The organism is Thalassobium sp. R2A62, assembly GCF_000161835.1.
Classification (GTDB): Bacteria; Pseudomonadota; Alphaproteobacteria; order Rhodobacterales; family Rhodobacteraceae; genus Thalassobium.
Genome location: NZ_GG697169.2, coordinates 634,573 through 647,260 on the forward strand (window position 1 = coordinate 634,573; position 12,688 = coordinate 647,260).

The 12,688-nt window shown below is 55.2% G+C and carries 13 protein-coding genes; 3 read left to right on the top strand and 10 right to left on the bottom strand.

The annotated features are described in order from the left end of the window. Positions 1-71: 71 nt before the first annotated feature. From hmgA to fahA, 3 genes are read left to right on the top strand one after another with little or no spacing between them, the layout of a single operon-like run. The gene (hmgA, locus tag TR2A62_RS03150) at positions 72-1,433 is read left to right on the top strand and encodes a homogentisate 1,2-dioxygenase (protein WP_040820109.1); all 1,362 of its coding nucleotides are present in this window, start codon (positions 72-74) and stop codon (positions 1,431-1,433) included. Beyond that, positions 1,430-2,059, top strand: a complete 630-nt coding sequence (maiA, locus tag TR2A62_RS03155) for a maleylacetoacetate isomerase (RefSeq protein ID WP_009160638.1) — start codon at positions 1,430-1,432, stop codon at positions 2,057-2,059. The genes hmgA and maiA overlap by 4 nt, the downstream gene beginning before the upstream one ends. A gap of 9 nt (positions 2,060-2,068) precedes the next feature. Beyond that, a complete protein-coding gene (gene fahA, locus TR2A62_RS03160; protein ID WP_009159369.1) occupies positions 2,069-3,313 on the top strand; it encodes a fumarylacetoacetase in 1,245 nt (414 codons plus the stop codon). A 2-nt stretch (positions 3,314-3,315) separates the two neighbouring features. Here the strand turns inward: fahA and phoB are convergent, their stop codons facing one another. The 10 genes from phoB to gmk all read right to left on the bottom strand — a co-directional run bounded on the left by phoB (position 3,316) and on the right by gmk (position 12,687). Continuing rightward, on the bottom strand, positions 3,316-4,005 hold the full coding sequence (gene phoB / locus TR2A62_RS03165; RefSeq protein ID WP_009158596.1) for a phosphate regulon transcriptional regulator PhoB: 690 nt from the start codon (positions 4,003-4,005) through the stop codon (positions 3,316-3,318). Next, the gene (gene phoU / locus TR2A62_RS03170) at positions 4,005-4,715 is read right to left on the bottom strand and encodes a phosphate signaling complex protein PhoU (protein ID WP_009157303.1); all 711 of its coding nucleotides are present in this window, start codon (positions 4,713-4,715) and stop codon (positions 4,005-4,007) included. Before phoU ends, phoB begins: the two co-directional genes overlap by 1 nt. A gap of 10 nt (positions 4,716-4,725) precedes the next feature. Further along, positions 4,726-5,520, bottom strand: coding sequence for a phosphate ABC transporter ATP-binding protein PstB (gene pstB / locus TR2A62_RS03175; protein WP_009159346.1), 795 nt, complete (start codon positions 5,518-5,520; stop codon positions 4,726-4,728). Between the two features lie 11 nt (positions 5,521-5,531). Then, positions 5,532-6,857: a phosphate ABC transporter permease PstA gene (gene pstA / locus TR2A62_RS03180; RefSeq protein WP_009160029.1), complete on the bottom strand. Its 1,326-nt coding sequence runs from the start codon at positions 6,855-6,857 to the stop codon at positions 5,532-5,534. Continuing rightward, complete coding sequence (pstC, locus tag TR2A62_RS03185) at positions 6,854-8,065, bottom strand: phosphate ABC transporter permease subunit PstC (RefSeq protein WP_009158756.1); 1,212 nt, start codon at positions 8,063-8,065, stop codon at positions 6,854-6,856. Before pstC ends, pstA begins: the two co-directional genes overlap by 4 nt. Positions 8,066-8,137: 72 nt before the next feature. Beyond that, positions 8,138-9,163 carry a substrate-binding domain-containing protein gene (locus TR2A62_RS03190; protein WP_009157908.1) on the bottom strand — a complete coding sequence of 342 codons (1,026 nt, stop codon included), beginning with the start codon at positions 9,161-9,163 and terminating at the stop codon, positions 8,138-8,140. A 118-nt stretch (positions 9,164-9,281) separates the two neighbouring features. Beyond that, complete coding sequence (locus TR2A62_RS03195; RefSeq protein WP_009158049.1) at positions 9,282-10,316, bottom strand: ATP-binding protein; 1,035 nt, start codon at positions 10,314-10,316, stop codon at positions 9,282-9,284. Positions 10,317-10,325: 9 nt separating this feature from the next. After that, positions 10,326-11,516 (bottom strand): PLP-dependent aspartate aminotransferase family protein, encoded by a 1,191-nt coding sequence (locus tag TR2A62_RS03200; RefSeq protein ID WP_009160740.1) that lies wholly within the window; start codon positions 11,514-11,516, stop codon positions 10,326-10,328. 14 nt (positions 11,517-11,530) lie between these two features. Then, the gene (locus tag TR2A62_RS03205; protein WP_009160627.1) at positions 11,531-12,052 is read right to left on the bottom strand and encodes a gamma carbonic anhydrase family protein; all 522 of its coding nucleotides are present in this window, start codon (positions 12,050-12,052) and stop codon (positions 11,531-11,533) included. Then, positions 12,049-12,687 (bottom strand): guanylate kinase, encoded by a 639-nt coding sequence (gene gmk / locus TR2A62_RS03210; protein ID WP_009159822.1) that lies wholly within the window; start codon positions 12,685-12,687, stop codon positions 12,049-12,051. Before gmk ends, TR2A62_RS03205 begins: the two co-directional genes overlap by 4 nt. Between the last annotated feature and the right edge of the window lies 1 nt (position 12,688).

Consider the following 12,688-nt stretch of genomic DNA (forward strand, 5'->3'; position numbering starts at 1 on the left):
TGGCCTGTCTGGTCTATGATTGAGGCGCTAAACCCTACGTCTAGACCTTCGCTGACTAAAATGAGGCCGACATGACATCTAAAACGAACCCGACCTCGCTACATCAAGCACCTTCTGTTGCGGGCCCACACCAAGGATACATGCCAGGTTTCGGAAACGATTTCGAAACCGAGGCGCTGCCAGGCGCCCTGCCCCAAGGTATGAATTCGCCGCAGAAATGTAGTTATGGCCTCTATGGTGAGCAGCTATCTGGAACTGCGTTTACAGCGCCCAGTCATCAAAACGAACGGACATGGTGTTACCGGATTAGACCCTCGGTCAAACACACAAATAGGTTTGAAAAGATCGATCTGCCCAGCTGGAAATCAGCCCCAAATATCGACCCCGACGTGGTGTCGTTGGGCCAGTACCGATGGGATCCTGTACCTCATTCAGATGTGCCGCTGACATGGCTCACGGGGATGCGCACAATGACGACTGCGGGCGATGTTAACACGCAGTTTGGAATGGCGACGCATGTATACCTCGTCACGGAAAGCTTGGTGGATGCGTATTTTTATTCGGCGGATTCCGAAATGCTTGTCGTCCCGCAAGAAGGACGATTGCGGTTTTGCACAGAGCTAGGGATCATCGATATCGCGCCACAGGAAATCGCGGTTCTCCCCAGAGGGCTGGTTTACCGTGTCGAGGTTTTGGAAGGTCCCTGTCGTGGTTTCGTTTGTGAAAACTACGGGCAAAAGTTTGAACTGCCGAACCGAGGCCCGATTGGGGCCAACTGCATGGCCAATCCGCGCGATTTCAAAATACCGGTCGCGGCCTTTGAAGATCGTGAAGTGCCATCAACCGTCACCGCCAAATGGTGCGGTCAATTTCACGAGACAAAGATCAACCAATCGCCGTTGGACGTGGTGGCTTGGCACGGAAATTATGCGCCCTACAAATACGATCTAAAGACTTATTGTCCTGTCGGCGCTGTATTGTTCGATCATCCTGACCCCTCGATCTTTACCGTTCTGACGGCACCTTCTGGACAAGAAGGCACCGCAAACATCGACTTTGTTCTGTTCCGTGAACGTTGGATGGTTGCCGAAGATACATTCCGCCCGCCGTGGTATCACAAGAACATCATGTCCGAATTGATGGGCAATATTTACGGCCAGTACGATGCCAAGCCCAAGGGTTTTATTCCCGGTGGAATTAGCCTACACAATATGATGTTGCCGCATGGGCCCGATCGCGATGCGTTCGAAGGCGCGTCGAATGCTGATCTAAAGGCAGAGAAGCTCGACAATACGATGTCTTTCATGTTCGAGACGCGGTTCCCGCAACACCTGACCCATTTCGCCGCAAAGGAAGCCCCGCTGCAAGACAACTACATCGACTGTTGGACTGATCTAGAAAAGCATTTTGATGGGAAGCCAGGACGCAAATGAAGCTCTATAGCTACTGGCGTTCAAGCACATCTTACCGCCTTCGGATTGCTCTAAACCTCAAGGGGCTTTCCTATGAAACGATAGCGTTGGATTTGGCGACAGGGGATCAGCACACGCAGAGCAATTTGCAGCGCAATCCGATTGGGGGCGTGCCAAGCCTTGTGCTTGAGGATGGCTCGGTCCTGACGCAATCTATGGCGATCCTTGAATACCTAGAGGCTGTCTGCCCTGCACCCTCTATGATCCCCAGCAACCCATTGATGGCGGCAAATATGCGTGCCTCAGCGAACGTCATTGCGAGTGATATTCACCCAGTGAACAACTTGCGAGTTGTCTCGACGATCAAATCCATGGGCCACACCCAAGACGAGGTGGTGTCGTGGATGAACCGTTGGATGCTGCGCGGTTTGCAGGCGTTCCAAGCGCTCTTGCCAGCTGGGACCAAGTTCAGCTTTGGCGATGCGCCAACGCTCGCGGATGTTTGTCTCATTCCTCAGCTTAATAATGCACATCGCTGGGGCACTGACCTTTCTTCACTCAAGCGCCTGACAGAAATCGAAACACGCTGTCTTGCGCATCCAGCCTTTGACGCGGCCCATCCACGCAGGCAACCAGATGCAATCTAAGGACCATACATGAGCGATTTGATCAAAAGCTGGGTCACCAGCGCCAATTCCGCCCAGACACAATTTCCGCTGAATAACCTGCCCTATGGCGTGTTTTCTGTGGGCGAGACAGCGCCGCGTTGCGGGGTTGCCATTGGTGATCTGATCCTCGACGTGGCCACATTAGAGGATGTGGGCGTTCTATCCTTTGGCGGCACGTTGCAATCGGCAAGCTGGAACGCGTTTATGGCCCTTGGACCCCGCGCATGGGGCAAGCTGCGCAACGAACTGACCCAGATGCTAAAAGATGGATCAGCCCAGCAATCAGAATTAGAGCTTCATCTGGTTCCAATGGCGGATGCCCAGCTGCATATGCCGTTCATTGTCACAGAGTTCACTGATTTCTATGCCAGCAAACATCACGCCACGAATGTGGGTACGATGTTTCGCGGTGCCGAGAATGCGTTGCCACCCAACTGGCTTCACATCCCGATCGGCTACAATGGGCGCGCCTCGTCGGTGGTGGTTTCCGGAACTGATGTCACGCGCCCCCACGGGCAGCTCAAGGGGCCAAACGATGACCTGCCCCGCTTTGCGCCTTCGGCCCGTTTTGACATCGAGCTAGAAATGGGTGCAATCGTCGGTCAGCCGTCAAACGGACCTATCTCTGTGGCAAGGGCGTTTGAGAACATCTTTGGCTACGTCCTATTAAACGACTGGTCAGCTCGCGACATTCAGGCGTGGGAATACCAACCGCTTGGGCCGTTTCAGGCCAAAGCCACCGCAACGACCATCAGTCCATGGATTGTGACCACTGCGGCCCTTGAGCCATTCCGAACGTCGACACCTGAGCGCGAGACGCCTCTCTTGTCGCACCTCCATGAACCTGGTCCGATGCTATATGATCTAGAGCTCGAGGTCAGTCTGACACCAGGAGGTGGAGCAGAGAGCACCATCGTCCGAACCAACTATGCTGAGATGTACTATTCTGCGCCGCAACAGTTGGCGCATCACACAACGTCTGGATGCCCGATGCGGGTGGGTGATTTGCTAGGTTCTGGTACGATTTCGGGTCCTCACAGAGAGAGCCGTGGTTCATTCCTTGAGCTAAGCTGGGGAGGCAAAGACCCCTTACAGCTCGAAGGTGGAACGACCCGCAGCTTTATCGAAGACGGTGATCTTTTGACATTGAAAGGTGCTGCGAACGGCGATGGTTACCGTATTGGGTTTGGAAATTGTTCAGGCACAGTCCGACCTGCAATCGATTTACCGTGACCCTACCCCAGCGCGTAGCCTGCACCCCTAATCGTTCTTAGGGGGTCATCACCGCCAAACTGATTGAGAGCCTTGCGCAGCCGTCCGACATGAACGTCGACGGTCCGCGTATCCACGTAAATCTCGCGACCCCAAACGCGATCTAGCAGCAGATCACGCGACCAAACGCGGCCGGGCTTTTCCATGAAGGATGCCAGCAGCTTGAACTCTGTTGGTCCCAGTTTGATGGGGTGCTCGCCACGGGTCACCCGGTGGGTTTCGGAATCCAGCGTGATATCACCATATACCAGCACCTGCCCCATTGTCGTAGGGCGCACGCGGCGCAAGTGTGTCCGAACCCGCGCCATCAGTTCGACTACAGAATAGGGTTTGATCACATAGTCATCCGCACCAGTCTCTAGGCCACGTACACGGTCGACTTCCTCAGAGCGCGCTGACAGCATGATGATCGGGATATTGCGCGTGGCTGCTTTGGTTTTTGTCTGCCGACAGACTTCGATCCCAGATACATTAGGAAGCATCCAGTCCAAAACGATGACGTCGGGGGCGACCTCATCAATCAACATCAAGGCCTCTTCGCCGTCTTCGGCTATCCGGACGATGAACCCTTCGGCCTCAAGGTTGTAGGCAAGAACCTCGCGCTGTGCAGGTTCGTCTTCAACCACGAGGACTTGAGGTTTACCCGCTGACATTACGACACGTCCGTCGTAATCGCTGTGGCCTTCTGGCGGTCTTCTTCGGGCATTTCACCAGTGACCAAATAGATCGTTTGTTCCGCGATGTTGGTCACGTGATCGCCCATACGCTCGACGTTTTTGGCGATGAAATGCAGATGCATACAGCTGGTGATGTTGCTGGGGTCTTCCATCATGAATGTTAGAAACTCTCGGAACAGAGCGTTATACATCTGGTCGACTTCCAAATCGCGCTCGCGCACCTGTTCGGCGAGCTCGGCGTCACCACGGATATAGCCATCCAGCGCATCCGAGAGCATCAGCTGTACCTCTTTGCACATCCGGCGCAATGCGGCATCCGTTCCATTGATCCGCGAGAACCCAGCGACGATAGGCGTGCGTTTCGCCATGTTCTTTGCATAGTCGCCGACCCGTTCGAGGTTTGCGCTAATTTTCAGAACTGACAGCACCATGCGCAGGTCGCGGCTGACTGGTGCCCGCAACGCAATGGTCCGCGCTGCCATTTCATTGATTTCTTCTTCATACGCGTCAATTTGTTTGTCCCCGGCTCGGACCTGCTCGGCAAGCTCTAGGTTGCGGGTTTCAAGCGCTTTGGCGCTATCGAGGATTGCGGCTTCAACGAGACCGCCCATCTTCATGATCTTCGAGATGATGTCTTCGAGGTCGCGGTCGTACGCGGACGCAATGTGTTGATCGGTGCCTGACATGGTAGCCTCCTTATCCGATCCGACCCGAGATATAGCTCTCGGTGCGCGGATCGCGGGGGTTGGTGAATATCTTGTCTGTATCGTCCATTTCAACCAGATTTCCGAGGTGAAAGAATGCCGTGCGTTGGCTGACACGCGCGGCCTGCTGCATCGAGTGGGTGACGATAACAACCGAAAACCGCTGGCGTAGATCGTCTATCAATTCCTCTACTTGGGCCGTCGCGATCGGGTCAAGAGCAGAGCAAGGCTCGTCCATCAACAAAACCTCGGGTTCGGTCGCCACAGCACGCGCAATGCACAAGCGCTGTTGCTGACCACCAGAGAGGCCGGTCCCCGGCGCATCAAGACGATCTTTGACCTCGTCCCAGATCGCACCACGACGCAGAGCGGTTTCCACAATCTCGTCTAGCTCGGCCTTGTCGCGGGCCAATCCATGGATTTTGGGCCCGTAGGCTACGTTGTCATAGATCGATTTGGGAAACGGATTGGGTTTTTGAAAAACCATACCAACCTTGGCGCGCAATTGGACTGGATCGACTTTCGGATCATAGATGTCTTCGCCATCAATCCTGATGTCACCCTCAACGCGGCAGACATCAATAGTGTCATTCATCCTATTGATACAACGTAAGAAAGTCGATTTCCCACATCCTGACGGGCCGATGAAAGCAGTCACCGTTTTGTCTGCGATCTCGACATTCACATCTTTGATCGCGTGGTTGTCGCCATAGTAGACTTGGACACCAGACGCGCTGATCTTTGACGGGGTTGGCATTGAATTATCCATTTCAGCTTGGTCTTTCATAGCGTTGGTCCCTACCAACGACGTTCGAATTTGCGGCGCAGGAAGATTGCGAGCAAGTTCATAAACAAGAGGAACACGAGGAGCGTGATGATCGCCCCAAAGGCGCGTTCAACAAAAGCGGGATCGGCGCGTTGCGTCCAGTTAAAGATTTGGACAGGCAATGCCGTTGCGGGATCAGTGAATCCTTCGATACCGATCTCGGGGTATTCTTTTACAAATGCGACCATGCCGATCAGCAACAAGGGTGCCGTCTCGCCAAGCGCTTGGGCCAGACCGATGATTGTTCCCGTCAGAATGCCGGGTGCGGCGAGCGGTAGAACATGGTGAAACACAGACTGCATTTTCGACGCCCCTACCCCCAAGGCTGCATCGCGGATGCTGGGCGGGACTGACTTTAGCGCGGCGCGGGTCGAGATGATGATCGTTGGTAGCGTCATCAAAGTCAGCACAAGACCACCCACCAATGGTGCGGACTGTGGCAGGCCAGCAAAGTTAATAAAGATCGCAAGGCCCAAGATACCGTAGACGATTGATGGGACAGCCGCGAGGTTCGAGATGTTCACTTCGATCAAATCAGTGATCCAGTTGTTGGGCGCGAACTCTTCTAGGTAGATCGACGCGGCGACCCCCAATGGCAACGCCAACGCCAACACGACGATCATCATATAGAGAGACCCCAAAATCGCGACCCCAAGGCCCGCAGATTCAGGACGCTGGTCCGAGGCATCAGGTTTGGTCAAAAAGCCCCAGTTGAACCGTGTGGTCATCAGACCGTCATCTGCTAGTTGCTGCGCCACTTGGAGAATTTCTGGCGAGGTGTTTTTGTCCAACGCCGCACTTTCCATCGTGACGCGACCTTTGAAAAATCCGTCGATGCGACCATTGGCCAGCAATTCCATCGAGACGGTCTGACCGACTAAATCAGGATTGGCGAGCACGCGATAACGCAGTGCAGCTGGCGCCTCTTTGGAAATTAGACCCAGCAAAGCCTTGGCAGATTGATCCGTTTCAATCCCTGCGTTGGCAAGTGTCTGGACGAGGCCATCGCGAATCAAAGGCGTATACCCAAAGGTGCTGACCTTTGCCATCACTTCGGGATCTCGGACGCCGGATTTGTCCAACTTGTCCTCAGGCAGCGCAATATTGATCGTGACAAACGTTTGTTGAAACGCACCTAGTCCGTTGGACAGGATCGAGGCCAACAACATGAACAGCGCCAGCACGGACGCGATGACCGCAGTCAGACCGTAGGCTTTGAACCGGCTCTCTGCACGGTTGCGTTTTCGGGTGCGGGCATCCTCGGTCAAGAGCGACCCGTGTCGGGATTGATAGCTCATTCGTATTGCTCCCGGTAGCGACGCACAATGATCAGTGCGAGGACATTCAGCCCCAAGGTCAGGACAAAGAGGGTTAGGCCCAAAGCAAAGGCGACAAGCGTCTCGGGTGCGGAAAAATCTGTATCACCGGTCAGCTGGCTCACGATCTTGACTGTGACCGTTGTCATGGCTTCTAGAGGGTTGAGTGACAGGCGGGCTGCGGCTCCTGCCCCAAGTACGACGATCATTGTCTCGCCAATCGCGCGTGATGCGGCCAGCAGAATGGCGCCGACAATGCCGGGCAGCGCAGCTGGCACAACGACTTGGCGTATTGTTTCGCTCTTTGTAGCGCCTAGACCGAGGCTGCCGTCACGCATCGCTTGGGGGACCGCATTGATAATATCGTCGCTGAGGGACGAGACAAACGGGATCAGCATGACGCCCATCACGAGACCGGCGGTCAACACGGATGATGCGCTGTCCCCCAATCCTATTGGTTGAGCAAAGTAGTCGCGCAACAGCGGCCCGACTGTCACCAAGGCAAAGAGCCCGTAAACAATCGTAGGAATACCAGCGAGCACTTCGATCGCTGGTTTGGCAAACGCGCGCATCCGAGGGCCGGCATATTCACTGAGATAAACCGCAGAGAACAACCCGATTGGGACAGCCACGAGCAGCGCGATAAAACTGATGTAGAGCGTGCCCCACAAAAGAGGCAAAATCCCCAAATCACTGTCGCCCCGAAAGTTTGGCGACCATTTGGTTGAAAAGAAAAAGTCGGTCCAGCTGTACTGCGAAAAGAAGTTGAACGTTTCAAACAGCATTGAAAAAACGATGCCAATCGTGGTCAAAATAGCGACGCCGGACGCGCCCATCAGCAACGCAAGGATCCAGCGTTCAGACGCTGTGCGAGCGCGGAAATCCTTGGTCGATAGCGCAATTGCGCCAACAAAACCGAGCACGGCGGGAACAAGGATGAACCATGTTTTGGACAGTGGCGCCACGTCCTCCGCCCGCGGTGCAAGCCCGCTGTAGAGGCTGATCAGGATGAACCCTACAAAGGCCGGAATAACCACGCTCAACGCTGCATTGGTGCCGTATGCGGTGGGTAGAGCCGCCAAACTGCGCACATCGCCTTTGGCGGCACTGATCGCGCGACGTTTGGCCAACCAATACGCGGCGACGGCCAGTAGTAACGTCAAAGCAAGAGGCGAAGTGATTAGGGTCATGACGGCAGCAATTCCAACGTTTCGGATGTAAGCGGCGATTAAACCGCCCCCTACAGGTTTTCAGGTCTACGACTACATCGGTGCTTCGTCTGAAACGATACCTTGGGTCTCGGCCAATTCAGGATCCGAGACGAGGCCGTATTCAGCGAGGGGTCCATCTGGACCTGCAATTTCGTCAGCAACAAAGAACTCTGCATACTCTTTGACACCGGGGATGACGCCGATATGCGCAGCTTTGATGTAGAAATACAAAGGACGCGATACTGGGTATTCGCCGGTCGCGATGCTTTCGGTCGATGGAACCACATCGTTCATGGTTGCGACACGCAGCTTGTCAGTGTTGTTTTCGTAGAACGACAAACCAAATACGCCGATACTGTTGGCGTCAGATTCAATCCGTGCAAGTGTCTCGGTATAGTCGCCGTCGATGTCGACAGACCGACCGTCAGTGCGCAGCTCGATGCACGCGCCCTCAGCGGCTTTCTTGTCGCCGCCATTTGCCGCCATGATAGCCTCGAATGCGCCAGTGGCCTCGCAGCCTTCTAGGATCACTTTGTCTTCGAACACTTCACGTGTGCCGTGCTTGGTGCCGGGGACAAACGCTTGGATCGGTTGATCCGGGAACGATGCGTTGACTTTCTCCCATGTTGTGTTGGGGTTCTCAACCATTGCTCCGTCGACCAGGATCGTGTTGGACAATGCCAGAAACCAGTCTGTTGGCGAGAATGCAAAGTCGTTGCTGTTCACGTCGGACGCAAAGACGATACCGTCATAGCCGATGCGCACTTCGATGATGTCTGTGACGCCGTTTGCTGCACATGCTTCGATCTCAGAGGACTTGATCGCGCGCGATGCGTTCGCGATGTCGATTGTCGTGTCGCCGACACCTTCGCAGAACCGCTTGAGACCCGAGGACGAGCCGCCAGATTCTACAACCGGTGTTGGAAAGTCAAAATTTTCGCCGAACGCTTCGGCGACGATAGCTGCATATGGCAGCACAGTGGACGAGCCTGCAATCTGGACGTTGTCACGGGCAGAAGCAGCGCCAGCAAGCGCACAGATCGCGAGTGTAGATACTGTCAATTTCGACATGGACATAAAATCTCTCCTGTTATGTCGTGCGGGACCAAAGCAGATTGATCCATCACACAAGCAGTTAGGTGTGGCCTTCGAACCTTTTGTGTCAGTTGTGTAAAAGTTTTATGACACGAGGTGACTAGCCTAGGGGCAAGAGCACCGAAAACGTGCTGCCAACGCCTTTTTCACTGGAAATCCGCAGTTTTCCGCGATGTCGGTCGACAATATGTTTGACGATTGCCAGCCCCAATCCGGTGCCGCCCATCTCTCGGGACCGATGCGAATCCACACGAAAGAATCGCTCGGTCAAACGCCCAATGGCATGGGGTTCGATTCCGTCGCCAGTGTCCGTCACATCAATTTTGACGGCGGCTTGCCCCAATGCCCTGTCATGAGACGTTGTTGCAACTCGGACAATCACCGCAGAATTGGCATAACCATATTTCAGCGCGTTTTCGATCAGGTTTAGCATGACTTGGCGAAGCTGATCGGCGTCCCCCGTTATCTCGCAACTCTCGGGCCCAAGGATATCGCAGTTGCGGGACATGTAAGGCCTGCTTGTCTTCAGGGTGTCCGCGGCGCTTTGGATCAGTCCCATCAACTCGACCGTGTCTGTCGGGCGAACACGCTGATCCTCTTCCACGCGACAGAGCGACAGTAGGTCCTCGACCAGACGGGACATGCGTCCTGCTTCGGTTCCCATGATCGACAGGAAACGATCCCGCGCTGCGGCGTCATCGCGAGCCGCACCAGATAGGGTTTCGATAAAGCCCAGCAAAGCCGTTAACGGTGTTCGTAATTCGTGACTGACGTTGGCGACGAAATCGCGGCGCATTTGTTCGGCTTCTCGAGAAGCAGTGATATCCTGAAAACAGACCAATACGCCCTGCCCGCCTGCGGCCTGAACCGGATTGACGGTCACGGTCCATGTCATTTTCTGCCGTGCGACCGTATTGAAAAAGCGGGTTTCTTGCGGCTCGCCGGTCGAAAGGCCAGTCTCAATCGCCTCAATGATCGAGGGCTGTCGCAATACGTTGTGAAACAGGCGACCCGTCAAAGGCAGCGACACCAGATCATCCGCAAACTGATTGCTGGCCGTGACACGTTCATCGGCGTCGATCACCAAGGCAGGAATTGCCATCGCTGCGATCAAGGATGAGGTCGGATCAGTCACGAGAGGCCCCTAGAGATTGTGTTGCGCCTCGGCGATGGCTGCGGTGAATTCGCGAACCAACAGCTCTGGATCTTCGATACCAACGGACACACGAAAAAACCCTTCGCTGATGCCCAATGCGGCGCGACCTTCGGGCGTCAATGCGCGGTGGGATGAACTGGCGGAATGGCTTAGGACCGTGGCCACATCACCCAAGGTTGGACCAAAGGCGATGTGTTCGGCGGCTGTTGTCATGGCGTTTGCCGCAGGGCGTCCCCCGTGCAATTCAAAGCTTACCATATTGCCGCCTTCGCCCTGCAACACAGATACGGTTCGATTGTGGTCAGGGTGATCGGCGCGTCCTGGATAGAGGACACGTTTTACGCCCGGGCATTCTGCTAGCGCATCGGCGAGAATGGCAGCGTTTGCAGATGCGCGGTCAAACCGCAGATCAAAGCTGTGCAACCCTCGCTCTGCCAACCAGCAATCAAACGGGCTGGGCGTGAGACCAAAAGTCGTTGCTGTCACGACAATCTGTTGCATCAACGCAGGATCACGCGCGGCGACATAGCCCAGCGTGACGTCGGAATGGCCAGCCAGCAGTTTTGTCACGGAATGGATGACAATGTCGGCCCCATGCTCGAACGGTTTGTACCCACGCGGCGTGGTGAACGTGTTGTCGACAACCAGCAGCGCGCCACAGTCCTTGGCCAGCTGTGCAATGCCGTCCATATCAGCCACACGCAGTGTGGGGTTAGAGACAACTTCGACCAAAATGATCCGTGTGTTCGGCTGGATCGCCGCGCGCATCGCATCAATATCAGTTGGATCAGCAAGAGTGGTCTCAACACCAAAGCGTGGCAGCTCTTCGGCCATCATACGCAGCGAACGACCATAAAGCTGATCCCCACCCAAGACGTGATCACCTGCTTTGAGAAGGCCCATCATCGTTGCCGTGACAGCCGCCATGCCGGAACCTAGGATCAAACCACCCTCTGCGCCCTCGAGTTGATCGATCTTGCGAGCAAGAACATCGGCGTTCGGGTGCCCTTCGCGGGCATAGGTGTAGCCAGTTGTGCGACCTTCGTATTGGTCGTCCAATGCATCCGGTGTTTGGGTCGTGTAGACGACAGACGGCATCAACGGTGTAACCAAAGGCTCTGACGCGGAATTTGGAATAGACGTGCGGCGCACGATCGAAGAGTGAGATTTATCAGTCATAGTAGATCCGTGGTTCAGAGCGGCCGCAGTGTTTCGCGGAACCGTCGCATGTTGTTTTGATACCCTGTCGCCGAGGCCCGCAAACCAGCGATCCCAGCTTCATCCATTTCGCGCACGACTTTGGCTGGGACACCCATCACCAAGCTGCCGCCGGGAATGTGTTTACCCTCGGTGATTAGGGCCCCTGCCCCGATCAGGCAATTGTCGCCGATGACGGCCCCGTTCAAAACCGTGGCCCCCATACCGATGAGGCTGTTCTCACCAATAGTGCAGCCATGCAGCATCGCCTTGTGACCAATCGTGCATCCCGCCCCGATGGTAAGCGGGAATCCCATGTCAGTGTGCAGCACAGCGTTTTCTTGGATGTTGCTGCCTGCGCCCACGGTGATCTGTTCGTTGTCCCCGCGCAGCGTCGCCCCGAACCAAACCGATGCGCCATCTTCGACGACAATGTCCCCGATTACGTTTGCATCGGGTGCGATCCAGCTGTCTGAAGCGACCCGTGGAGATTTCTCGCCCATAGCATAGAGCGTCATGCCTGATCCTCGAACTCTTGCTGCAGTTTGCGGGCGTGGTCTTGCAAGTCAGGTTGCTGAGCGCGGGCCATGCGTGCGGCAGATACAATCGTTTTGAGGTGAGCTTCTGTTTCGTCGAGAGAGTCGTTCACCAACACAAAATCATATTCGGACCAGCGACTGATTTCGTCCCAGCTCTTGCGCATCCGCTTTGCAATCGTGTCGTCATCATCTTGGCCGCGACCGACGAGCCTGCGACGGAGTTCGGTGATGGAGGGCGGTAAGATGAAGACGGACATCACGTGGGCCCCAAGGGCCGAGTTCTTGATCTGCTGTGCGCCTTGCCAATCAATGTCAAAAAGCACGTCACGCCCGTTATCAATGGCCGCCTGGACGGGTCCCATCGGAGAGCCGTAAAAATTACCAAAGACGTGGGCGTGCTCTAGCATTTCGCCATCTGCGACTTGCCGCTTGAAATCGGCCTCTTCTGCGAAGTGATAGTCGATGCTGTCCACTTCGCCGTCACGGGGTGCCCGGGTTGTCGCAGAGACCGAGAACGACAGGCTGTCGTCCCATTTCATCAGCCGTTTGGCCAAGGTGGATTTACCTGCGCCTGATGGCGATGACAAAATGATCAATAGCCCACGTCGTGCCATG

Excerpts from the sequence above, each read along its gene's own strand:
- hmgA (WP_040820109.1), top strand. The coding sequence starts at position 72 with ATGACATCTAAAACGAACCCGACCTCGCTACATCAAGCACCTTCTGTT.
- maiA (WP_009160638.1), top strand. The coding sequence starts at position 1,430 with ATGAAGCTCTATAGCTACTGGCGTTCAAGCACATCTTACCGCCTTCGG.
- fahA (WP_009159369.1), top strand. The coding sequence starts at position 2,069 with ATGAGCGATTTGATCAAAAGCTGGGTCACCAGCGCCAATTCCGCCCAG.
- phoB (WP_009158596.1), bottom strand. The coding sequence starts at position 4,005 with ATGTCAGCGGGTAAACCTCAAGTCCTCGTGGTTGAAGACGAACCTGCA.
- phoU (WP_009157303.1), bottom strand. The coding sequence starts at position 4,715 with ATGTCAGGCACCGATCAACACATTGCGTCCGCGTACGACCGCGACCTC.
- pstB (WP_009159346.1), bottom strand. The coding sequence starts at position 5,520 with ATGAAAGACCAAGCTGAAATGGATAATTCAATGCCAACCCCGTCAAAG.
- pstA (WP_009160029.1), bottom strand. The coding sequence starts at position 6,857 with ATGAGCTATCAATCCCGACACGGGTCGCTCTTGACCGAGGATGCCCGC.
- pstC (WP_009158756.1), bottom strand. The coding sequence starts at position 8,065 with ATGACCCTAATCACTTCGCCTCTTGCTTTGACGTTACTACTGGCCGTC.
- TR2A62_RS03190 (WP_009157908.1), bottom strand. The coding sequence starts at position 9,163 with ATGTCCATGTCGAAATTGACAGTATCTACACTCGCGATCTGTGCGCTT.
- TR2A62_RS03200 (WP_009160740.1), bottom strand. The coding sequence starts at position 11,516 with ATGACTGATAAATCTCACTCTTCGATCGTGCGCCGCACGTCTATTCCA.
- TR2A62_RS03205 (WP_009160627.1), bottom strand. The coding sequence starts at position 12,052 with ATGACGCTCTATGCTATGGGCGAGAAATCTCCACGGGTCGCTTCAGAC.
- gmk (WP_009159822.1), bottom strand. The coding sequence starts at position 12,687 with ATGGCACGACGTGGGCTATTGATCATTTTGTCATCGCCATCAGGCGCA.